The following is a 21,161-nucleotide window of genomic DNA, read 5'->3' as shown; positions in this document are numbered from 1 at the left end:
GCGCCGCGCGGCGACAGCGGAGAGTGTTGTGACGGACCCATGACGCGCATACGGCCCCTTCGGCCTTACGGGTATCCGGCGTCCTCCCCTTACCATTTCCTTTTGCCCCCCCGCCCATCTCCAGGAACGCGAGATCCATGACCGACGACGTACTGCTTGTCCACGGCGGCATCCCGCTCGAAGGTGAGATCCGGGTTCGCGGCGCGAAGAACCTCGTGCCCAAGGCCATGGTCGCCGCGCTGCTCGGCAGCGGGCCCAGCCGATTGCGCAATGTCCCCGACATCCGTGATGTGCGTGTGGTCCGCGGACTGCTGCAGCTGCACGGCGTCACCGTGCGCCCCGGCGAGGAACCGGGCGAGCTGGTTCTCGATCCGTCGCATGTGGAAAGCGCCAACGTCGCCGACATCGACGCGCACGCCGGCTCCTCGCGCATCCCGATCCTGTTCTGCGGCCCGCTGCTGCACCGGCTCGGCCACGCCTTCATCCCCGGTCTGGGCGGCTGCGACATCGGCGGCCGGCCGATCGACTTCCACTTCGAGGTGCTGCGCCAGTTCGGCGCGACGATCGAGAAGCGGGACGACGGGCAGTACCTGGAGGCCCCGCAGCGGCTGCGCGGCTGCAAGATCCGCCTCCCGTACCCGTCCGTCGGTTCGACCGAGCAGGTGCTGCTGACGGCCGTGCTGGCCGAGGGCGTCACCGAGCTGTCGAACGCGGCGGTCGAGCCGGAGATCGAGGACCTGATCTGCGTCCTGCAGAAAATGGGCGCGATCATCTCGATGGACACCGACCGGACCATCCGGATCACCGGCGTCGACAAGCTCGGCGGCTACAACCACCGCGCCCTCCCGGACCGCCTGGAGGCCGCCTCCTGGGCCAGCGCGGCGCTGGCGACCGAGGGGAACATCTACGTCCGCGGCGCCCACCAGCGGTCGATGATGACCTTCCTGAACACCTTCCGGCGGGTCGGCGGCGCCTTCGAGATCGACGACGAGGGCATCCGCTTCTGGCACCCGGGCGGCCCGCTCAACGCCATCGCGCTGGAGACCGACGTCCACCCCGGCTTCCAGACCGACTGGCAGCAGCCGCTGGTCGTCGCGCTGACCCAGGCGTCCGGGCTCTCCATCGTCCACGAGACGGTCTACGAGTCGCGGCTGGGATTCACCTCCGCGTTGAACCAGATGGGCGCGCACATCCAGCTCTACCGCGAGTGCCTGGGCGGTTCCGCCTGCCGCTTCGGCCAGCGCAACTTCCTGCACTCGGCCGTCGTCTCCGGACCGGCCAAGCTCCAGGGCGCCGATCTGGTCATCCCCGACCTGCGCGGCGGCTTCTCGTACCTGATCGCGGCGCTCGCGGCCGAGGGCACCTCACGGGTGCACGGCATCGAGCTGATCAACCGCGGCTACGAGAGCTTCATGGAGAAGCTCGTGGCACTGGGTGCGAAGGTCGAGCTCCCGAACGGCGCGCTGTCCGCCTGACCCCCCGTCACGGGCCGCCTCGGCGGCCCGTGCGTACGCCGAAGGGCGGCCATCCCGAGGATGGCCGCCCTTCGTATTGAGCGGTCGTGCGGTGGTGCGGCCCTACTTGCCCTTGGCGGCTTCCTTGAGCTTTGAGCCCGCGGAGACCTTCACGCTGTAGCCGGCCGGGATCTGGATCGGGTCGCCGGTCTGCGGGTTCCGAGCGGTACGAGCGGCACGGTGGGTGCGCTCGAAGGTCAGGAAGCCGGGGATGGTGACCTTCTCCTCGCCCTTGGCGACGACCTCACCGATGGTCTCGGCGAGAGCGGCCAGAACGGCGTCGGCGTCCTTGCGGGTCACCTCGGCGCGCTCGGACAGAGCGGCCACCAGCTCACTGCGGTTCATATCTGTACTCCCGTGTTCTTCGTGCCGATGAGGCGTGAGATCGAAGCCGATGCTGCCAGGGTCCTCGGACAGTCCCCGGACCCGGGTCTGCTGCCAGACCCTCGCGCCCGGATAGGCATCCTGCCCCCACCTGCGGCGGGAACGCCAATCCGGCACCCCGGAGAGTCACGCGAAAAGCGCCACTGCCCGTGGAGTGGTGACGTTCCGCCTGCTCCCGGCAGCACATCGCGGTCGGCTTCAGTGTGGGCTTCAGGTCGCGGCCGTTTTCTGCCCGCCACCCTAGGGGGACGTTACGGGCACCGCGTCCCGCGACGCGCCGTGCCTACGCGGTGGTGGCCGCCGTCACAGCCGCTCCGGCCGCCTTCGCCGCCGTACGGACCGCTCCGGCCACCGTGCCCGCGACCTTGTCGTTGAAGACGCTCGGAATGATGTAGTTCGCGTTGAGTTCGTCCTCGGCGACCACATCCGCGAGCGCGCCCGCCGCTGCCAGCATCATGTCCGTATTGACCGTACGGGACTGAGCGTCCAGCAGACCGCGGAAAACCCCCGGGAAGACCAGCACGTTGTTGATCTGATTGGGGAAGTCGCTGCGGCCCGTGGCGACCACGGAGGCGGTCTCCCGGGCGATGCCGGGGTCCACCTCGGGGTCGGGGTTGGCGAGGGCGAAGACGATGCTGCCCTCGGCCATCGCGGCCACGTCCGCGCCGTTGATCACATTGGGGGCCGAGACGCCGATGAAGACGTCCGCGCCGCGCACGGCCTCCTTGAGGGTGCCGGTGACACCTTCGGGGTTGGTGTTGTCCGCCACCCAGCGCAACGGGGACCCGGGGTCCGCGGAGACCAGGTCCTCCCGCTTGGCGTGCACGACACCGTGGATGTCGGCGACCACCGCGTGCCGGACGCCGGCGGCGATGAGCAGCTTGAGGATGGCCGTGCCGGCCGCACCCGCGCCGGACATGACGACCCGTACGTCGCCGATCGCCTTGCCGACCACGCGCAGCGCGTTGGTCAGCGAGGCGAGCACGACGATGGCGGTGCCGTGCTGGTCGTCGTGGAAGACCGGGATGTCCAGGGCCTCGCGCAGCCGGGCCTCGATCTCGAAGCAGCGGGGCGCCGAGATGTCCTCCAGGTTGATGCCCGCGAAGCCGGGGGCGATGGCCTTGACGATCGCGACGATCTCGTCGGTGTCCTGGGTGTCCAGGCAGATCGGCCAGGCGTCGATGCCCGCGAAGGTCTTGAACAGGGCCGCCTTGCCCTCCATCACCGGCAGCGCGGCCATCGGGCCGATGTTGCCCAGGCCCAGCACCGCGGAACCGTCGGTGACGACCGCGACGGTGTTGCGCTTGATGGTCAGCCGGCGGGCGTCCTCGGGGTTCTCCGCGATGGCCATGCAGACGCGGGCCACACCCGGCGTGTAGATCATGGAGAGATCGTCACGGTTGCGGATGGGGTGCTTCGAGGCCATCTCGATCTTGCCGCCGAGGTGCATCAGGAAGGTTCGGTCGGAGACCTTGCCCAGCGAGATGCCCTCGATGCCGCGGAGCTTTCCGACGATCTCGTCGGCGTGCGCGGTCGAGGTCGTGGCGATGGTCACATCGATCCGCAGCATCTCGTGGCCGGAAGCGGTGACGTCGAGGCCGGTGACGGAACCGCCGGAGGACTCCACAGCCGTGGTGAGCTGACTGACCGCGGTTCCGCTCGCGGGAACCTCCAGCCGCACCGTGATCGAGTACGAGACGCTGGGCGCCGTTGCCATGGCCGACTTCCTCTGCTTTCCCTGTGCTTCGCTTCGCGCATGACCTCGGCGCAAGCCGGGTCATACCCTCGGATCGTCCCACCTACCAGCCGGTAGACGTTAAGGCAGCTGGTTTCGGAAGTATGTTTCCACCATACGAGAGAGTCCCCTTTGGCGGAACCCCCGACTCCGGAGACGACGACGGGCGCCTCTCCCGAAGGAGAGACGCCCGTCAACCGCTTGAAACGGCACCGACCCGCCATGCTCGCCTCGCGGCAAGTGGTCGCTCGTAGCGACTGAGGTTGGGCCCGGGGGCTTGGATCGAGCCGGTGCCGACACCAGGCTAACAAACGGTCCCGCAAAGCGATTCCCGCCCCGCAAGATGGCTCGAATCCACCGCGGGCCGCCCTTCGCGGGCCGCGCGGAGCCTGTAGGGACGCGGTGCCGGAGCCGCGTATGCCGTCGTGGACGGCCGCACTCCCCGCGCAGGCGGCCGGGGGCGGCTTCCCGCCATTTGGGGCGCAGACGGGCCAGGCGGGGCCCGTACGGACCCGTACGGACCCGGACAAGGAGCTCCGGATCGGCCCCTCGGCCCCTCGGCCCCTCGGCCACGGGGGTCCTCAATCTCCCCCAGACTTCGTCCGGGAGGTGCCCCCAACGGGCTGAATTTAGCCCCCAGGCGATTGAGGACACCCCCGCCGACTACTCCCTCAACAGGTCCGGGACCCCCCGCTCATCCGGCTGGTCCCGGTCCCCCGACAGGACCGTGAGTCGTTGCGTCGCCCGGGTCAGCGCCACGTAGAGCACCCGCAGGCCCGCCGGGGACTCGTCCGCGATCTCGGCCGGGGAGACGACGACCGTCGCGTCGTATTCCAGCCCCTTCGCCTCCAGGCTGCCCAGCGCCACCACCCGGTCGCCGAGGCCCGCCAGCCAGTGCCTGGCCTGCTCGCGCAGGTGCATGGCGACGACCACGCCGACGGTGCCGTCCACCTCGTCCAGCAGCCGCTGCGCCTCCTCCCGCACCGAGGTGCCCACGTCGCCCTGGGCGACCGCGAAGCGGGGCGCCAGGCCGGTCGAGCGGACCGCGCGCGGCGACTCCATGCCGGGCATCGCGAGCGCCAGCACCTTCGCCGCCACCTCCGCGATCTCCGCCGGGTTGCGGTAGTTGACGGTCAGCGAGAACTTCCGGCGCGGCCGGGAGCCGAGCGCCTCATCGCGGGCCTCGGCCGCCTCGTCCGGGTCGGACCAGGAGCTCTGCGCCGGGTCGCCGACGACCGTCCAGGTGGCCTGCCGGCCGCGGCGGCCGACCAGCCGCCACTGCATGGGCGTCAGGTCCTGCGCCTCGTCGACGATGACGTGGGCGTAGTCCGTGCGCTCCTCCTCCATCCGGTCCAGCCGGCTGCGGCGCGAGGACATCCGGTCGGAGAAGGTGGTGACCTCGTCGAGACCGGTGAGCTGGTCCAGCGGATCGTGCTCGCGCTTCTTGGGCGGCGGCAGCGCGCCGAGCAGCGTGTGCAGCTCGTCGAGCAGCGCCACGTCGTGGACGGACAGCGGGCCCTTGCCGTCCTCGTCCAGCCGGCGCAGCGAGCGGGCCAGCTGCCGGGTCTCGCGCGGCGTGAGCACCCGGCGCGCCCAGCGGCCGAGCCGCCGCTCGTCGGCCATCGCGCCGAGCACCCGGCGCGGGGTCAGCTCCGGCCACCACGCGGCCATGAAGCCGATGAAGACGTCCTCGGTCGAGACGTCCTCGTCGAAGGCCGCCCGCGCCTCGGCGGCCATGTCCGGGTCGGTGAACCGCTTGCGGCTGCCCGAGGCGGACCAGAGCGCGTCCAGCAGCAGTCGCCGGGCGCGCGGGCGCAGCAGGTTGACCGGCGCGGAGCCGCCGAGGGCCGACTCGCGGATGCGGGTCAGCTCCCGTTCGCCCAGTTCGACGCGGGCGCCGAAGGCGACGACGCGCAGCGAGGTCGGGGTGACGGCCGCGGTGCCGCCCGCGGCTTCGCCGGCCTGTTCGTCGTCCTCGCCGAAGGCGAGCTGGCCGCCGTTGTCCCGGCTCGACGGCTGCGGCCGGGGCTGCTCCAGCGCGCCCCTGGCCGCCTTGCGGAGCACCTTGAGCATCCGTGCGGAGCCCTTGATCCGGGCCACGGCGGGCTCGTCGTACGTATCGGCCTCCGCGCCGTCGACGAGGCTGCCGACGGCCCGGATGGCGACCTGGCCCTCCTCGCCGAGCGAGGGCAGCACGCCCTCGGTGTAGGCGACGAGCAGCGGGGTCGGGCTGACCACCAGGATGCCGCCGGCGTAGCGCCTGCGGTCCTGGTAGAGCAGGTAGGCGGCCCGGTGCAGGGCGACCGCCGTCTTGCCGGTGCCGGGGCCGCCGCCGACCTCGGCGACCGAGGTCGCGGGGGCTCGGATGACCAGGTCCTGTTCGGCCTGGATCGACGAGACGATGTCGCGCATCGTGTGGCTGCGGGCCTGGCCGAGCGCGGCCATCAGCGCGCCGTCGCCGATGACCGGCAGACCGCCGCCGTTCAGGCTCACGGTCAGCTCGGGACGGAGCAGGTCGTCCTCGACGCCGAGCACCTTGCGGCCCTTGCTGCGGATCACCCGGCGGCGCACCACCCGGCCCGGCTCCTTGGGCGTCGAGCGGTAGAACGGCGCGGCGGCCGGCGCCCGCCAGTCGATGACCAGCGGCGCGTAGTCGGTGTCCAGGACGCCGATGCGCCCGATGTGCAGGGTCTCCTCGATCCGTGCGTGGCCACGGCCCTCCGCGTCCTGTTCGACGGCTCCCTCCGCGGGCTCCACCGAGCTGAACGCGCCGTCGGCTCCTCGTTCGCCGTCCTTTCCTTCGAGCAGGTCGATGCGGCCGAAGAGAAAGTCCTCGAATTCGCTGTTCAGCCGGTTGAGGTGGATTCCGGCGCGGAAAACCTGCGCGTCGCGCTCGGCGAGCGCGCCGGGGGTTCCGACCTGTCCCCGTTGGGAGGCATCGCCCACCAGGAACTCGGCCTCGTGAATCTTCTCGTTGAGACGGCGGTACACCCGGTTCAGGTGCTGCTGCTCCATGGCGATTTCGCGGTCGCGCACGCCCTCGGGCGATGCGGTTTGCGCTGCGTCTTGCGCTACCACGCAAGGCCCCCTTCTGACGTGCTCAGGCAGCCGTCAACCGTACGCGAACACGGGGGCTGCGCGCACGCACGTCAACGATGGGGGCAAACCGGGGCACAGGCGACATCAGGGCGGCGTCGGAGCGGCGTCGGAGCGGCGTCGGGCCGGGGGCGCGGGCGGCGCCGTCGGACCGAGACCGGCATCGGACCGGCGTCAGACCGGGACGCGCACCAGACGCCGGCCGTCGAGGGTGCGCACCTCGAAGTGGTCGATATCGTTCCGGTCGAGGGCCGCGCCGCCGTGCGCGTAGAACGGTTCCTTGTTCCCTTTGTCACCCTTGCCGCCGGGCACGCCGTAGCCCCACTTGGGGACCGCCCAGGTGGTGACCGTCTGCTCCTCGCCGCTCTTGGAGACGGCTACCAGGTCGCACTTGAGCGGACCCTTGACGTTGCCCAGCTTGAGCGCGACATGGGTGCCCCACGGCTTCTGCTCCATCGAGACCGTGGCGGCCACTTTGGTGGTCGGGTCGGTCCGCCCGATCTTCTCGCCCTGCTGGTACATCGCCATCGCGGGGCCGGCGATGGCGCGGTCCCCGGCCCCGTCATCGGAGCTGACCACTGTCGCGACCGCCGGGCCGCCGATGATCAGCGCGGCGGCCGCGGCGACCAGGTACAGCCGCCGCCTGCGGGCCGTCCTGCGGGTCGCGGCGACCTCGCCGAGCAGCCGGTCCAGCAGCTCGGGCCCCGGCCCGGGAGCGGCGACGAACGCCGGGTCCGCCGGGCCGACGGAACCCCCGCCGGCCGCGAAGTCCGCGAGCAGCGGCGGCAGCCCCATCAGGTCGTCGAGCTGTGCGGCGCAGCTCGGGCAGTCCGCGAGGTGCTCCTCGAAGCGGGTGGCGTCCACGTCGTCGAGTACGCCGAGCGCGTACGCGCCGACATCGGTGTGCTGTTGCTCTCGCGACGTCATGCCGTCACCCCTCTCTCCTCCAGCGCGAGTTTCAGTGAGCGCAGTGCGTAGAACACCCGTGATCTGACCGTTCCGGCGGGAATCCGCAGCGCCTCGGCGGCCTCACCGACAGTGCGGCCCTTGAAGTAGGTCTCGACGAGCACTTCGCGGTGCGCACCGCTGAGTTCCCGCATCGCCTCGGACATCGTCATCAGCGACAGCGCCCGGTCCATCTCGTCCTCCGCGGGCATCATCTCCAGCGGCGCCGGGTCGACCTCCTGCGGGCGGGCCTGCCGGCCGCGGTGCCCGTCGATGACGATCCGGCGGGCGACCGTCACCAGCCAGGGCCGTACGGACCCGGTGGCGCGGCTCAGCTGGTCCGCGTTGCGCCAGGCCCGCAGCAGGGTCTCCTGCACGATGTCCTCGGCCCGGTGGCGGTCACCCGCCACCAGCCGCAGGACGTAGCCGAGCAGCGGGCCCGCGTGTTCCGCGTACAAGCCCCGCATCAGTTCCTCGTCGGGCGCTCTGACCCGGCCGGCATGTCTGGCGCCGGAATTCTCCCTGAGCGGACCGTCGTCTGCCACGACGGCATCCTCGCGCACTTTCAACCCCCCGGTCGATACGGCGTGGTGATCCGATCCCGACAGGCCCGAGAGCGCTGCCGGCCCTGCCTGGCCCCGCAGCCCGGCCGTACGGGCCCGAGCGCCATCAGTAGCCGTACTCGTCACTGCCACTGCCGTCGCCATTCTCGCCGCCGTCCGCGCCGTCACTCCCCTGCTTGTCCTCCGCGCCCGCCGCCCCGGCCTGCGCCTTCTTGCCCTCGGGGGTGCTGGCGAACCAGGTGCCGCCGACGCCCTGCCCCTTGGCGTCGCCGGGCTTCGCGTCCTGCGCGAAGCGGTACAGCGGCCAGCCGGCGAGGGTGAGTTGCTTGCCGCCGTCCGCGCGGGTCACCGTGGACACCAGGTTCTTGTCGACGCCCTTGAGCGTCGCCCGGCCCCCGGCGAGCGCGGGCGGCCACTTGGCGGCGCAGTCGTCCTTGCAGTTCGAGACCGACGGGTCGGCGGTGTCCTGGCCGAAGCGGTACAGCGTGCGGCCCTCGGCGTCGGTGACGATGCTGCCCAGTCGCGGGGACTCTGCGGCGGCCAGGTCCGCGCCGCCGGCCGCGGGCGACGGCTGCTGCCCCGTGTCCTTCGCCGGGGTGTCGCTCCTGTCCGAGCCGCCGTAGTCCGAGCCGCCCGAGTCGCAGGCGGTAGCGGTCAGCGCGAGGGCGGCGAGCCCCGTAGCGGCGAGCAGTCCGAGTCGATTCGTCCTACGCATGTCGTCATCCCCGATTCGCATTCTTCACGGCTCTGTTCAACAGCCCGTACCCCGTTGAACGGCCCCGTCGGCCGCATTCGGCCCCACCGGCCCTATCGGCCCTGCCAGCCATCACTACGGCCCCGGTGTACGAAGCGACTCAACGCCCGGCGAAGAAATTCGAAGAATCTTCGCGGGCCGGTCGCTCCACGGATCGCCTACGGATCGAATGGCCTCCGCGTTCAACGGAATCCATGTGACGCAGCACCCATTTTCCAGCTGAACGGGTTCGCTGATCGGCCCCGTAACACACCCCGGAAGCCGTTGCAGGGGGCAGCGGCTCCGACACGGGAGGACCGCATCATGCGATCGATCAACTGGCGCACCGAGAACCGGCGCACCACCGTCCTGGTCGGCGCCACCGCCGTCGCCGCGACCGCCGGACTGGCCCTCACGGTGCTGCCCGCCTTCGCGGACTCGGCCAGTGGGGACAACGGCCGGCAGGGGCACAGCCACGCACAGGGCACGTCGCACGGCACCGCGCACGGCAGCACGCGGGACAGCGGCCTCGGCAAGCTCAGCGCGACGAACCAGAGCGGCGCGGCCTTCTTCGCGGGCAGCCTCAACGGCGCCAACGAGGTCCCCGCGCCCGGCGGTCCGGCCGTCGGGGACAAGGACGGCAAGGCGATCGCCTTTATGCGCGTCCAGGGCGACGAGGTCTCGTTCGCCTTCAAGTTCCGCGGCATCGCCGCACCCACCGCCGCCCATATCCACCAGGGCGCGAAGGGGACGAACGGCGCGATAAAGATCCCGTTCTTCGCGAAGAAACTGCCCGACGGCCGCACCTCGGTGAGCGGCACGGTAAAGGTCGGGGATCAGCGACTCCTCAACGACCTGCGGACGAATCCGAACGGGTTCTACTTCAATCTGCACACCGGTGAATTCCCCGGCGGCGCCGTACGCGGCCAGGTGCACAAACTGGCCGGCGCGATCGACATGAACAAGGCGCTGCGGCAGAACTTCCAGGCGTCCGTGGTCAAGGGCTCGCAGATCTACGCCTGCACCCAGCAGCCGGGCGGCGGCTACGCCTTCACCCAGAACAACGTCAGCGCCCGGCTTCAGCGCGGCATCTCGCACTCCTTCGCCAAGCCCGGACCGCAGGGCCCGCCCGCCTGGGTCGCGCGCGACCGCTCCGCGGTGACCGGCCAACTGATCAGCAGGACCCCGAACGGCGCGGACAACATCCCCGAACTCGACCTGCGCGCCGAGCAGGCCGGCAAGAAGCACGGCCTGCTCGCGGGCACCGACGAGATCCTGCGCCTCAACACGGCCGGCGGCGTCGCCCCGGCGGGCAGCTGCGACCCGCACAAGCAGCGGAAGGTCGCGGTGCCCTACCGGGCCGACTACCTCTTCGTGAACGGCGCGTGACGACCGGCGACACCTGATACCCGGCGGCGGGTGAGCGGGTGCGGGTGACCGTCAGCGAACGCACGCGCGGTCACCCACACCCCACCCTCGGCTCACCAACCGCCCCACCAGCGCGCAGCTCCCGGCCCCCCGACCGGGAGCTGCGCCATGTCCGGGGGGTGCGCCATGTCGGGGGGGTTGCGCCATGGACGGGGTTGTTCGCGCGGCTCTGCCTCTCTTCTACGGCTTCGACGGCTGCTACGGCTTCCACAGCTGCGCGGCGACCGCCCGCCGCCGGTGCCGGGCCACCCGTTCGCGGTTGCCGCACACCTCACTGGAGCACCACCGCCGTCGGCGTCCGCGCGAGGTGTCGAGGTAGACCAGCGAGCAGTTCTCTCCCTCGCACTGCCGCAACTGCCCGCGCAGCACCGGGTCGGTGAGCAGCTCGACGGCGTCCCGGGCGACCGCGCCGAGCAGCGCCGCGCAGTCCGGAGCGGCGACGAGCGTACGCACCAGTGCGCCGTCCCGGGCGCGGACGGCCCGTACGGCGGGCGGCGGTATCGCGGCGAGCGCGTTGAGCCGCCCCACATCCCGTTCCGTGGCGATGACGTCGAGGCTCGACGCGCCCCGGCCGGTCCCACCGGTCCCCCCGGTCCCATCCGTACTGCTGATTCCGCCGATTTCGCTGTGCACGACGCGGTGCAGCAGCTCCCGCAGCTCGCGGAAGCGGGCCAGCCAGCGGGTGTCCACCGAGTCGAGTTCGGCGCCGCTCGGCACCAGCCCGGCCCCGATCAGCCAGGCGGCCAACTGCCCGGGTCTGCCGAGCCGTTCGGCCGGATCCTCACCGAGCCGTCCGACGACGGTGGCCACCAGGTCCAGGCAGATCCGCCCGGAGTCGAACCGCAGATCGTGGGAGGCCGTCGCCGACGCCATGCCCCTGTCACTCCTTCCGGACCACTGGTTCCGCGCACCGCGCGGGCGCGTTTCCCAGAGTGCCCGCCCCCACGCACGGCCGGAAGACCCCCGACCGGGCGTGGGGACGATCCGGGCCGGAAGCCCGCGTTCAGCCGCGCCCCGCCGGTTCCGGTCGCCCCGCCGGTTCCGGTCGCCCCGCCGGTTCCGGATGCCCGCGTCGCGCGGCGCGTCCCCCGCGAGCCGTCACCGCACCCGCCACCGCCAACCGCTACCCGCCGCCCCCGTACTTCACCGCTACGCGTCGTCCCCGTACTTCGTGTCGGCCGACGGGTCCAGCGCCAGCCGGTACCCCCGCTTCACCACGGTCTGGATGAGCTTCGGGGCCCCGAGCGCCACCCGCAGCCGGGCCATCGCGCTCTCCACCGCGTGCTCGTCCCGGCCGGACCCCGGCAGCGCCGCCAGCAGCTCGGCCCGTGGCACCACCCAGCCGGCGCGCCGGGCCAGCGCCCGCAGCAGCGACATCCCGGCGGGCGGTACGGCCCGCAGCTCGCCGTCGACCAGCACCGCCTGGCCCCGGATCTCCACCCGGTGCCCGGCGACCGGCAACGCCCTGGCCCGGCCCGGCATTTCCCGGCACAGCAGCTGGACGAGCGGGCCCAGCCGGAAGCGCTCCGGCTGGTAGGTGACGATGTCGTGGGCCTGCAACGGCAGCGCGGTGACCGAGCCGACGCACGCCGGCAGCACGTCGTGGCGCAGTGCTTCCACCAACTCCCGCTGGATGCCCCGCTCTTCGGCCCGCCGCAGCAGGCTCGCGGCGGCGGGCGCGCTGGTGAAGGTCACCGCGTCGAGGGACCGGCCGATCGTCGCGTCGATCAGCCGGTCGACGGGCCCGATGTCCTCCGGCGGCATCCAGCGGTACACGGGCACCCCGATGACCTCGCCGCCCGCGACCCGCAGCGCCTCGATGAAGCCCGGCAGCGGTTCGCCGTGCAGCTGGATGGCGATCCGCCGCCCGTCCACACCCTGCTCCAGCAGCCGGTCGAGCACCTCGGCCATCGACTCGGAGGCGGGCGACCAGTGCTCGGTGAGCCCGGCCGCGCGGATGGCCCCGCGCACCTTGGGGCCGCGGGCCAGCAGCTCGACGCCCCGCAGCCGTTCGAGCAGCGCCTCGCCCAGGCCCCAGCCGTCGGCGGCCTCGATCCAGCCCCGGAAGCCGATCGCGGTGGTCGCGATGACGATGTCGGGGGCCTGGTCGAGCAGCTGCTTCGTGGTGGCGAGCAATTCCGTGTCGTCCGTCAGCGGCACGATGCGCAGCGCCGGAGCGTGCAGCACGGCCGCGCCGCGCCGGATGAGCAGCGTGCCCAGTTCCTCGGCGCGGCGGGCGGCGGTGACCCCGATAGTGAACCCGGCCAGCGGCCCGACCACGACGGCCTTCTCGCCCTGTGGCCGTGCCGGCTCTGCCGACTGTGCCGGCTCCACTGCCCGCGCCGGCTCCGCTGACTCTCCCGGCTCTGCCGGCTCTCGTGCCTGTCGTGGGTCCCGCTGCTCCTGCTCCTGCATGACTCTCTCGTCCCGCTCCGCCCCGACTGGTCGTACGAGCGTAGTTGTATGGGGGTCACGAGCCTGTCAACAGCCGGTGACGGGCCCGGTTCGGCAAGATTTCCGGGCTGTTACGGCCCGGACCAGCGCCGAGGCCGGCGCTCCCTGCCCGCCGGGAGCCCGGCCCGATCGCCCGGGTCAGACCTCCGCGTACGCGGGCTGCGGCTGCCGCTCCTCGGTCGGTACGGGCCGCCGGGCCGGCGTCCGCAGGTATACGGCCCAGGTCAGCGCGGAGCACAGCGCGTAGAAGACCAGGAAGGACACGAACGCCGGCGTGCCGGATCCGGTCGTGAGGAACGCCTGCCGGAAGGCCAGGTTGATCCCGAGGCCGCCGAGCGCGCCGACCGCCCCGATCAGCCCCATCGCGGCCCCGGACAGCCGCCGCCCGTACGCCGCCGCCGGCTCCCCCGTCATGCCCTGGGCCAGCGCTTTCGCCTGGAATATGGCGGGGATCATCTTGTACGTGGACCCGTTGCCCAGCCCGGTCAGCACGAACAGGGCGATGAATCCGGTCAGGAAGACCGGCAGCGATTTCTGCACCGAGGCGTACACCACGACTCCGGTGGCTGCGGCCATCGCGGCGAAGTTCCACAGCGTGATGCGGGCCCCGCCGTACCGGTCCGCGAGCGAGCCGCCGACCGGTCGGATCAGCGAGCCCAGCAGCGGGCCGATGAAGGTGAGCGAGGCGGCTTGCAGCGGAGTGCGGCCGAACTGGGTCTGGAGCACCAGGCCGAAGGCGAAGCTGTAGCCGATGAAGGACCCGAAGGTGCCGATGTAGAGGCAGGACATGATCCAGGTGTGCACGTCCTTGGCGGCTTCCCTGGCGGCCCCGGCGTCGTTGCGGACCGGCGCGAGGTTGTCCATATACAGCGCGGCGCAGAGGGCGGCTATGACGATGCACGGGATGTAGACGCCGAGGACGATCCGGGGATGGGCAGCCCCCGCCGTACCGATGACGAGCAGGCCCACCAGCTGGACGACGGGCACCCCGATATTGCCGCCGCCCGCGTTCAGGCCCAGCGCCCAGCCCTTCTTCCGCAGCGGGAAAAAGGAGTTGATGTTGGTCATGGAGGAGGCGAAATTGCCGCCGCCGATCCCGGTGAGCGCCGCGACCAGCAGGAACGTCGAGTACGAGGTGCCGGGCTCCATCACGAACGCGGCGGCGACCGTCGGGATGAGCAGCAGCAGCGCGCTGACGATCGTCCAGTTGCGTCCGCCGAAGCGGGCCACGGCGAAGGTGTACGGAACCCGGATGACCGCGCCGACCAGGGTGGCCATGCCGATCAGGAAGAACTTACCGGCCGGGTCGATCCCGTACTCCGGGCCCATGAAGAGCACCATGACCGACCACAGGCTCCAGATCGAGAAGCCGATGTGCTCGGAGAGCACCGAGAAGAGCAGGTTCCGGTTGGCGATCCGCCGGCCCTTCTCCTTCCAGAACGTCTCGTCCTCCGGATTCCACTGCTCGATCCAGCGGCCTCCCTCGCGGGTGGTGGTCGGAGCACTCATCACGCCTCCACAGGTTTCGGGTGTCGGTTCCCGACGCTAGAGACAGCGCGTTTCCGCCCCGTGGCAGCAGGTGACGCGGACGAAACCTTGCTCTCACCTTCCGGGCGGGGGTGCTGTGAGTGGACGGCCCACCGGGCAGCGCGGGGCCGGCTCCGCCGGTCGGAGCGGGTCAGGCCACGGCCCCAAGCCCCGGTCAGGCCCCGGTCAGGCCCCAGCCCAGCCGCCTGTCAGCCGCCGGGGCGCTCCGGGGTGTCCCGGTCCCCGGTGTCCCGCTCTCCGGCCGGCGGCGGCGAGTGCGGCGAGTGCGGCGAGTGCGGCGAGTAATGCTGCGGCGAATCCCGCTCATCGGGCGGCGGCAGATTGCGGTCCGGCGTCTCGACGTGCGCCGCGCCGGCCGCCCGCAGGCCCGCCGCGCGCCGCCAGCCGGCCCGCGCCCGTGGGTGGAAGCGGCGCTCGCGCGGTACGAGCCGCCAGGCGTGGTGCACCACCGCGCCGAGCGCGCGCAGCAGCCGAGCGTCGGTGGCCGACCAGGAGTAGCCGAGCCGCCGCCGTACGGCCTCCGGGTACATGCCGACCGTCATCCAGACGCCCACCCGGCTGAGCGGCACCCTGGCCAGCGCCCACAGCGGATCGGGCAGCCGGCGCAGCGCGGGCGGCTTGGCGACGCGGCGCAGGTCGAGGACCTGGCGGGTGGGCTCGTTGTCCTCCAGGACGTCGGCGCACATGTGGTCCCAGTACTTCTGGAAGCCCTCCCAGTCGGCGGGTACGGGCCGCATGCTCATCCCGTACAGCCGGTACCAGCGCACATGCTCGTCGAAGAGCTGCCGCCGCTGCGCTTCGGTGAGCCCGCCGCCGAAGTAGTCGGCGACATGGAGCGTCAGCACGAAGAAGGTGGCGTGCGCCCAGTAGAAGGTGTCCGGGTCGAGGGCGTGGTACGGGCGGCCGTGCCGGTCCACGCCCTTGATCGTGTCGTGGTAGCCGCGCACGGTACGGGCGGTCTCGGCCGCGCGCGGGCCGTCGTAGACGACGCCGCCGATCGGGTAGAGCGAGCGGAAGAGGCGTTCCCAGCGCTCCTCGAAGAAACGCGAGTGCTCGGCGACGCCGGCCCCGAGCCCGGGGTGCATGTTCTGCATCGAGCCCGCCCAGGGGGCCAGCAGCAGCGCGCGCCAGTCGCCGAAGTACTGCCAGGTGAGCGAGTCGGGGCCGAGCGGCTCGGGGCCGAGCGGCTCGGGGGCGGGCGGCTCGGGGCCGAGCGGCTCGGGGGCGGGCGGCTCGGGGCCGAGCGGCTCGGCGGTGGGCGGCTCGGCGGTGGGCGGCTCGGCGGTGGGCGGCTCGGCGGTGGGCGGCTCAGGGGCGGGCGGCTCAGGGACCCGTTCCGGTGTCATCCCTGGCCCCCCACCCCCACGTCGGCCGGCGGCAGCCAGGAGCCCGGCGGGCGCTCCAGCCACCGCTCGGTGGCGGACAGCGTCCGTACCGCGTCGTGCAGCGCCTCCAGGGCCGGGTGGCGCAGGCCGCGCCGCCACACCATGGACAGCGGCGAGAGCGGTACGGGGTCGCTGAGCGGGCGCAGCACGCAGCCCGGCATCTCGGGGAACTCGACGACCGCGAGCACCGGGTTGCGGTACCGCTCCATCACCCGGCTGAACTCCTCGACGCCGATCGCCTGCGGTACCGGCGGGGCCAGCGCGATGCCCCGGCCCGCGAAGAGCCGGGTCGCCAGGTCGGTCCACTCCAGGGTGCCGGGGTTGCCCGCCCCCGCGTAGACCGTCTCGCCGGCCAGCGCGTCCAGCGGAATCGTGGCGCGGCGGGCCAGCGGGTGGTCGCGGGGCAGGATGACGGCCATCGGCTCATAGCGCACCGGGCGGTGTTCGAGCCGGGCCAGTATGCCGGGGTCGAGCCCGGCGACCCGCCCGAAGGACACGTCGATACGCCCCGCGAGGATCTCTGCGGCGGCACCGGTCAGGCCGCTCTCGAACCGGGCCAGCAGCTCGGCGCCGGGCGCGAGCCTGCGGGCCTCGGCCAGCACTCTGCTGGTCGTCATGCCGGGGCTGTTGAGGTCCACGAGCAGCGGCCGGGGCGCACCGGCGAACGCCTCCACGAGCCCGTCCTGCGCGTCCAGCACCCGGCGGGCGTGCGGCAGCAGCCGTTCACCCTCAGGAGTGAGGGCGACCTGCCGGGTCGTACGGACGAAGAGCTCGGCGCCCAACTCCCTTTCCAGCCGGCGGATGTCGCGGCTCAGCGCTTGCTGGGCGACGTACAGCTGGGCGGCGGCACGGGTGAAGTGCAACTCGTCGGCGACGGCCGCGAACGCGCGCAGCAGGCGGGGCTCTACATCTCGGGGCACCTGAGCATTCTTGTCGCCCCAGGGGCGCGTCGTTAGCCCCCGTTCGGATGATTTACAACGCAGACGCGTCAATGGCGGCCGGATAAGTGTTGGACCGGTGCTGGTGCGGGCGGCGACGGTGGGGCCGTGCCTTTCGACGACTCCGGGGCCCGCACCCCGCTCCTGGCCCTGTCCGGCGACCGCCTGATCGCGGTCGCCCGCGCCCCGGCCGACCACCCCGACCGCCCCGACCGCCCCACGGGCCACCCCACCAACCGCCCCCGCCGCAGCGGCCCGCCCCGCTTCCTCGGCCCCTACGGACGGATCTTCGCCGAGCCGGGCTCGCGCGCCTTCACCGGCTGGAATCTGCTGGGGCGACTGCCGATGGGCATGTTCGGCATCAGCGCGATCATCATGATCGCCGGTTCGCGCGGCTCGTACGCCCTGGCCGGGGCGGTCACCGCGACCGGGCTGGCCGCGACCGCGCTCGTCGCGCCGTGGACCGCCCGGCTGGCCGACCGCTACGGCCAGGCCCGCACCGCCGTGCCCGCGACCCTCATATCGGGCTCGGCCTCGATCGCCCTGCTGCTGTGCGTGCGCTACGACGCCCCGGCGTGGACCCTGTTCGCGGCCTACGCGTGCACCGCGACCACACCGAACACCGGCGGCATGTCCCGCGCCCGCTGGGCCCACCTGTTCCGTGCCGACCCGGCCTCCCTGCACACCGCGAACTCCTTCGAGCAGGCCGCCGACGAGGTGTGCTTCATGCTCGGCCCGGTCCTCGCCGCGTTCCTGTGCACCACGCTCTTCCCGGAGGCGGGCACCCTGACCGGCGCGCTGCTGATGTGCGCCGGGACGCTGCTCTTCGCGGCGCAGCGCCGCACCGAACCGCCGCTCGCGCCGCGTACGGCCGAGCGCGGCCGGTCCCCGATACGGGTGCCCGGCCTGCCGGTCCTCCTGCTCACCTTCATCTCGACCGGCGCGGTCTTCGGCTCGATGGAGGTCGCCACCGTCGCCTTCGCGGACGGCCAGGGCCACCAGGCGGCGGCCGGCACCGTCCTCGCCCTGCAAGCGGCGGGCTCCTGCGCGGCGGGCCTGCTCTACGGCCTGCTCCACCCGACCGGCCCGCCCACCCGCCGCTTCCTGTTCTGCGTCGGCGCGATGGCCGCCCTGATGCCGCTCCCCCTGGCGGGCGCGACCGGCACCGGCAGCCTGCCGGTCATCGCGGGCTGCCTGCTGCTGGCCGGCATGGCGACCGCGCCAACGATGGTCACAGCCATGCAGCTCGTCCAACGGCTCACCCCGCCCGACCGCCTCAACGAGGGCATGACCCTGGCCGTGACCGGCCTGCTCGGCGGCATCGCGGCGGGCTCGGCGACGGGCGGCTGGACCGTCCAGCACCTGACCCCAGCCATCGCGTACGCCGTACCGGCCGGGGCGGCGGCCCTCGCGTTGGCCACGGCGGTGGCGGGGGCGGGTGCCCTTCGGCGGGCTGCGGCCGGGGCGCGGGGCTGCCCCGGAGAGCTCTGACCCTCCCCGGGGGAGACCTGGGACCGTACGTCAGCCCTTGGCCGGCCACGTGACGGACTGCCCGTCGGGGGTGACTGTGACGGTGAACTCCTCCAGGGCCGGGGCTCCGTCCGCCCGCCATCGGCGTACGTGGTCCTCGATGTCGTCCCACAGCCGGGCCGGGCCGCCCTGGCGGACCAGCCAGCGGCCTCCCCCGTCCTGCCGCAGGGCGGCCCAGGAACCGGCCGCCACGTCGATGAGCAGCGGCTCGGTCCGGCCATCGTGGGTGAGGCCGACCTTCTGGGCCCGTGGGGCGGCGAGCTGGGCCACGAACCGCGTGTTCCAGTCGTCCAGAACGTCGGCGGCCAGCCCTGCCGGGCGCTCGTCTCCCGCGTCCGGGTCGGGCAACAGGCCCAGCGGTGGCGGCTGGTGGGGGCGAGCCAGCATGAAGGAGATCTGACCGCCGAGGAAGCGGCCGGTGGCGGTGCCGTCTTCGCCGACGGTCAGGCGGGCCAGCTCCGAGGAGTACATCCAGCCGCACACGGTGGCCAGGATCATCCCGCCGGGCCGGGTCTGGGCGACCCACTCGTACGGCACGGCGAGGACGCCGCACGTGACGCTCAGCCGGTCGTACGGGGCACCGTCCCGGTGGCCGACGAGACCGTCCCCGTCCACCAGGTCGGGGGTGTATCCGATCTGGCCGAGGGCGGTCCGGGCGCGGGCGGCCACACCCGCGTCGACTTCCACCGACGTCACCCGCCGGGAGCCGAACCGTTCGCACAGCAGGGCGGTGGAGTACCCGGATCCGGAGCCGACTTCAAGGATCTTGTGCCCGTCCTCGCCCTGAAGGTCTTCGTGCATCCGGACGACCAGGCCCGGCATCGTGCTCGACGAGGTCGGGGCTCGCATGATCTCGCCCCGGATGTCGGCGGGGACGATTGTCCCCGCGATCTGCGTCACGAGGGATTCGTCGTCGTAGCAGCGCTCCAGCCACCGTGGGCCGTCGGCCGGCACCGGCCGCCACGCGGTGGGCCCGTCGCCGTCGATCCGCTCGAAGAACCCTCCGCGCAGGAACTCGTGACGGGGCACCGCCTCGACCGCCGCCCGCCACGGCCCGCTCCGCAGATGCCCCTTCTCCGTCAGGCGCTCGGCGAGCCGCCGGCGCAGTTCCTTGTCCGTCACGTGCCTTTCCCCTCCAACAGGTCGGCCATGGCCGCGATCATGGGCAGCCCGGTCTCCGGCTCCAACCAGGCCCATTGCCCGGACGGGTTGCATTCCAGGAACCACCATTGCCCGTGGCGGTCGATGGCGAAGTCGAAAGCGCCGAACACCAGCCGGAAGTGCTTCAGGTAGGCGAACAGACGCTCGGTGGTGCCGGGTGGTGGTTCGGTGACGGTGTACGTGAGTTGGGTGTAATCGGTGCGCCAGTCGAGCAGACCGGAGTCGATTCGGACGCAGAACACCTGCCGGCCGATGACTGTGACACGCGCGTCCGCGACCTTGTCCACGCGGCGCTGGAAGAGGTGCGCGGTGGCGCCCACCGAATCGTCGATCCGGTCGGCATCCACCTCGCCGACCTCGACGGTGCACGAGACGCCGTCGATCCGGTACAGCGGGGCGCTCAATGGCTTGTGGATGACCGGGCCGTGGCGCTTGGCGAACGCCCGCGCCGCGTCGGGGTCGCTGGTGAGAAGCGTCGGGGGCACCGTGAAGCCGCTGGACACGGCGGCGGCCAGCCCCGAGGGCTTGAACTCCGCATCCCCGATGCGGTGGGGATGGTTGACGTACAGGCAGCCAGGTAGCGAGGCCAGCACGCCGCCGAGTCCGTAGCGGGCCTGCAACGCGGCGAAGCGGGCGTCTTGCGCGTCCAGGGTGCCGACGACGAACCCGGAGGGCCGCCGGTAGTACAGCGACCGGACGCGGGCGAGGTCGGCGGTTCTCGACGGCGTGGTGAGGGTGCCTTCGACACCGCCCTCCGTGGTGATGGTGGCCGCGACCGACAGGGCGTGGGGGAAGTCCCCCGAGTCGAACCGCACGACCGGGACGCCCCGGCCGTGCAGTTCGGTGATCACCAGATCGGTCGTGGGGTCGTCAAGGTTGGTGACGACCAGCACCGGGCCGGGTCCGGTCACTGGTCGCTGTCGTTCCCGGTGTCGGAGTCCCCGCCGCCGCTGCCTCCGCCGCCGGACCCGTCGGAGGGGTTGCCCGTGTTGGTGGGCGGGTTGGTACCGGTGCTGGTGCCATGGCCCGGCATCATGACCGGCTGACCGTCCGCGTCGAAGTAGAGGGCGGTCTGCGTCACCGGGTCCAGCTCGGTGCGGACATATCCGGGAGCGAACGCCGGATAGGGGGCCATGCGCCGCACACCCCACGGAACCGGGAGGCGGGTGCCGGACGGCAGCGGACTGCCGGTGGGCATGCGGTCTGCGTGACTGAACACGATCTCTCCTTCTGGTCGTCGGCAGAAAAGAAACAGGAGGTGCAGGGAGAACTCCGACCCCGGCGGAAGCACCACCGGAGGCCGGAGCCGGTCCGGGCGTCCTCCGCCTCAGATGAGTCCCGACCGTGACTTCTCGCGCCGGTCGATGGCCCGCGCCAACTGCATCGAGTAGATCTCCATCTGGCCGGGCTCCATGACGAGCACGGTGTCCTGCGTGCCGCCGCTCCGAAGGTGCAGCCGCACCGCGAGCGCGGCCTGCTCGGCCCGGTGGTCGTAGGCCAGATCGGCACGCAGGATGCTCACGTGGGTCACTTCGGAAGCGGCCGTGGCCGTGGCCGCCTCGCCGGTGGCCGTCTTGTGTGTCACCTCGTCACCAGGGGACGTCTCAGAAGTGGTGCGGGGTGGCTGGGTCATACGCGTCACCGCCGTCTCCGTTCATTGCGCAGGGGCTTGGTGCCTCAATGAAACTGCCGCTGCCTCTTCGGCGAACAGGACGAAAAGGGACCTGCCATCTCCAGCCGAACCGGA

The 21,161-nt window shown here is 72.2% G+C and carries 18 protein-coding genes; 3 read left to right on the top strand and 15 right to left on the bottom strand.

All coding sequences use genetic code 11. From position 1 onward, the window contains the following. The first annotated feature begins 137 nt into the window (after positions 1–137). Positions 138–1,475: a UDP-N-acetylglucosamine 1-carboxyvinyltransferase gene (gene murA, locus QMK28_RS01830; RefSeq protein WP_326435165.1), complete on the top strand. Its 1,338-nt coding sequence runs from the start codon at positions 138–140 to the stop codon at positions 1,473–1,475. Between the two features lie 102 nt (positions 1,476–1,577). Here the strand turns inward: murA and QMK28_RS01825 are convergent, their stop codons facing one another. The 6 genes from QMK28_RS01825 to QMK28_RS01800 all read right to left on the bottom strand — a co-directional run bounded on the left by QMK28_RS01825 (position 1,578) and on the right by QMK28_RS01800 (position 8,952). Then, positions 1,578–1,859 (bottom strand): HU family DNA-binding protein, encoded by a 282-nt coding sequence (locus QMK28_RS01825; protein WP_326435164.1) that lies wholly within the window; start codon positions 1,857–1,859, stop codon positions 1,578–1,580. A gap of 322 nt (positions 1,860–2,181) precedes the next feature. Beyond that, a complete protein-coding gene (locus QMK28_RS01820; RefSeq protein WP_326435163.1) occupies positions 2,182–3,615 on the bottom strand; it encodes an NAD-dependent malic enzyme in 1,434 nt (477 codons plus the stop codon). Between the two features lie 681 nt (positions 3,616–4,296). Further along, positions 4,297–6,648 (bottom strand): HelD family protein, encoded by a 2,352-nt coding sequence (locus tag QMK28_RS01815; protein ID WP_326435278.1) that lies wholly within the window; start codon positions 6,646–6,648, stop codon positions 4,297–4,299. A 255-nt stretch (positions 6,649–6,903) separates the two neighbouring features. After that, entirely contained in the window at positions 6,904–7,656 is a 753-nt protein-coding gene (locus tag QMK28_RS01810) for an anti-sigma factor family protein (protein WP_326435162.1), read from the bottom strand. After that, on the bottom strand, positions 7,653–8,243 hold the full coding sequence (locus tag QMK28_RS01805) for a sigma-70 family RNA polymerase sigma factor (RefSeq protein WP_326435161.1): 591 nt from the start codon (positions 8,241–8,243) through the stop codon (positions 7,653–7,655). Before QMK28_RS01805 ends, QMK28_RS01810 begins: the two co-directional genes overlap by 4 nt. A gap of 100 nt (positions 8,244–8,343) precedes the next feature. Further along, the gene (locus tag QMK28_RS01800) at positions 8,344–8,952 is read right to left on the bottom strand and encodes a hypothetical protein (RefSeq protein WP_326435160.1); all 609 of its coding nucleotides are present in this window, start codon (positions 8,950–8,952) and stop codon (positions 8,344–8,346) included. Between the two features lie 342 nt (positions 8,953–9,294). Here QMK28_RS01800 and QMK28_RS01795 point away from each other — a divergent pair, with 342 nt between their 5' ends. Continuing rightward, positions 9,295–10,359, top strand: a complete 1,065-nt coding sequence (locus tag QMK28_RS01795; RefSeq protein ID WP_326435159.1) for a CHRD domain-containing protein — start codon at positions 9,295–9,297, stop codon at positions 10,357–10,359. Positions 10,360–10,596: 237 nt separating this feature from the next. On the opposite strand, the gene QMK28_RS01790 is transcribed toward QMK28_RS01795, so the two are convergent. From QMK28_RS01790 to QMK28_RS01770, 5 genes are all read right to left on the bottom strand, one after another. Further along, entirely contained in the window at positions 10,597–11,271 is a 675-nt protein-coding gene (locus QMK28_RS01790) for a CGNR zinc finger domain-containing protein (RefSeq protein ID WP_326435158.1), read from the bottom strand. Between the two features lie 276 nt (positions 11,272–11,547). Further along, positions 11,548–12,813: a uroporphyrinogen-III synthase gene (locus tag QMK28_RS01785; protein ID WP_443050494.1), complete on the bottom strand. Its 1,266-nt coding sequence runs from the start codon at positions 12,811–12,813 to the stop codon at positions 11,548–11,550. Between the two features lie 177 nt (positions 12,814–12,990). Then, on the bottom strand, positions 12,991–14,361 hold the full coding sequence (locus tag QMK28_RS01780) for a nitrate/nitrite transporter (RefSeq protein WP_326435156.1): 1,371 nt from the start codon (positions 14,359–14,361) through the stop codon (positions 12,991–12,993). A gap of 227 nt (positions 14,362–14,588) precedes the next feature. Continuing rightward, positions 14,589–15,746, bottom strand: coding sequence for an oxygenase MpaB family protein (locus QMK28_RS01775; protein WP_326435155.1), 1,158 nt, complete (start codon positions 15,744–15,746; stop codon positions 14,589–14,591). Then, positions 15,743–16,705: a LysR family transcriptional regulator gene (locus QMK28_RS01770; protein WP_326435154.1), complete on the bottom strand. Its 963-nt coding sequence runs from the start codon at positions 16,703–16,705 to the stop codon at positions 15,743–15,745. Before QMK28_RS01770 ends, QMK28_RS01775 begins: the two co-directional genes overlap by 4 nt. A gap of 126 nt (positions 16,706–16,831) precedes the next feature. On the opposite strand from QMK28_RS01770, the gene QMK28_RS01765 reads away from it, so the two are divergent. Next, positions 16,832–18,214 carry an MFS transporter gene (locus QMK28_RS01765; protein ID WP_326435153.1) on the top strand — a complete coding sequence of 461 codons (1,383 nt, stop codon included), beginning with the start codon at positions 16,832–16,834 and terminating at the stop codon, positions 18,212–18,214. 30 nt (positions 18,215–18,244) lie between these two features. Here QMK28_RS01765 and tgmC read toward each other — a convergent pair whose 3' ends face one another. The 4 genes from tgmC to QMK28_RS01745 all read right to left on the bottom strand — a co-directional run bounded on the left by tgmC (position 18,245) and on the right by QMK28_RS01745 (position 20,999). Next, a complete protein-coding gene (gene tgmC / locus QMK28_RS01760) occupies positions 18,245–19,375 on the bottom strand; it encodes an ATP-grasp peptide maturase system methyltransferase (RefSeq protein WP_326435152.1) in 1,131 nt (376 codons plus the stop codon). Continuing rightward, a complete protein-coding gene (gene tgmB / locus QMK28_RS01755; RefSeq protein ID WP_326435150.1) occupies positions 19,372–20,325 on the bottom strand; it encodes an ATP-grasp ribosomal peptide maturase in 954 nt (317 codons plus the stop codon). Before tgmB ends, tgmC begins: the two co-directional genes overlap by 4 nt. Then, a complete protein-coding gene (gene tgmA / locus QMK28_RS01750; protein ID WP_326435149.1) occupies positions 20,322–20,633 on the bottom strand; it encodes a putative ATP-grasp-modified RiPP in 312 nt (103 codons plus the stop codon). Before tgmA ends, tgmB begins: the two co-directional genes overlap by 4 nt. Positions 20,634–20,741: 108 nt before the next feature. Beyond that, complete coding sequence (locus QMK28_RS01745; protein ID WP_326435148.1) at positions 20,742–20,999, bottom strand: hypothetical protein; 258 nt, start codon at positions 20,997–20,999, stop codon at positions 20,742–20,744. Positions 21,000–21,161 lie beyond the last annotated feature (162 nt).

Source organism: Streptomyces sp. H27-D2, from assembly GCF_035828615.1.
Lineage (GTDB): Bacteria > Actinomycetota > Actinomycetes > Streptomycetales > Streptomycetaceae > Streptomyces.
Note: the sequence above shows the minus strand (reverse complement) of the source record. Positions and strands in the feature narration are given on the sequence as shown.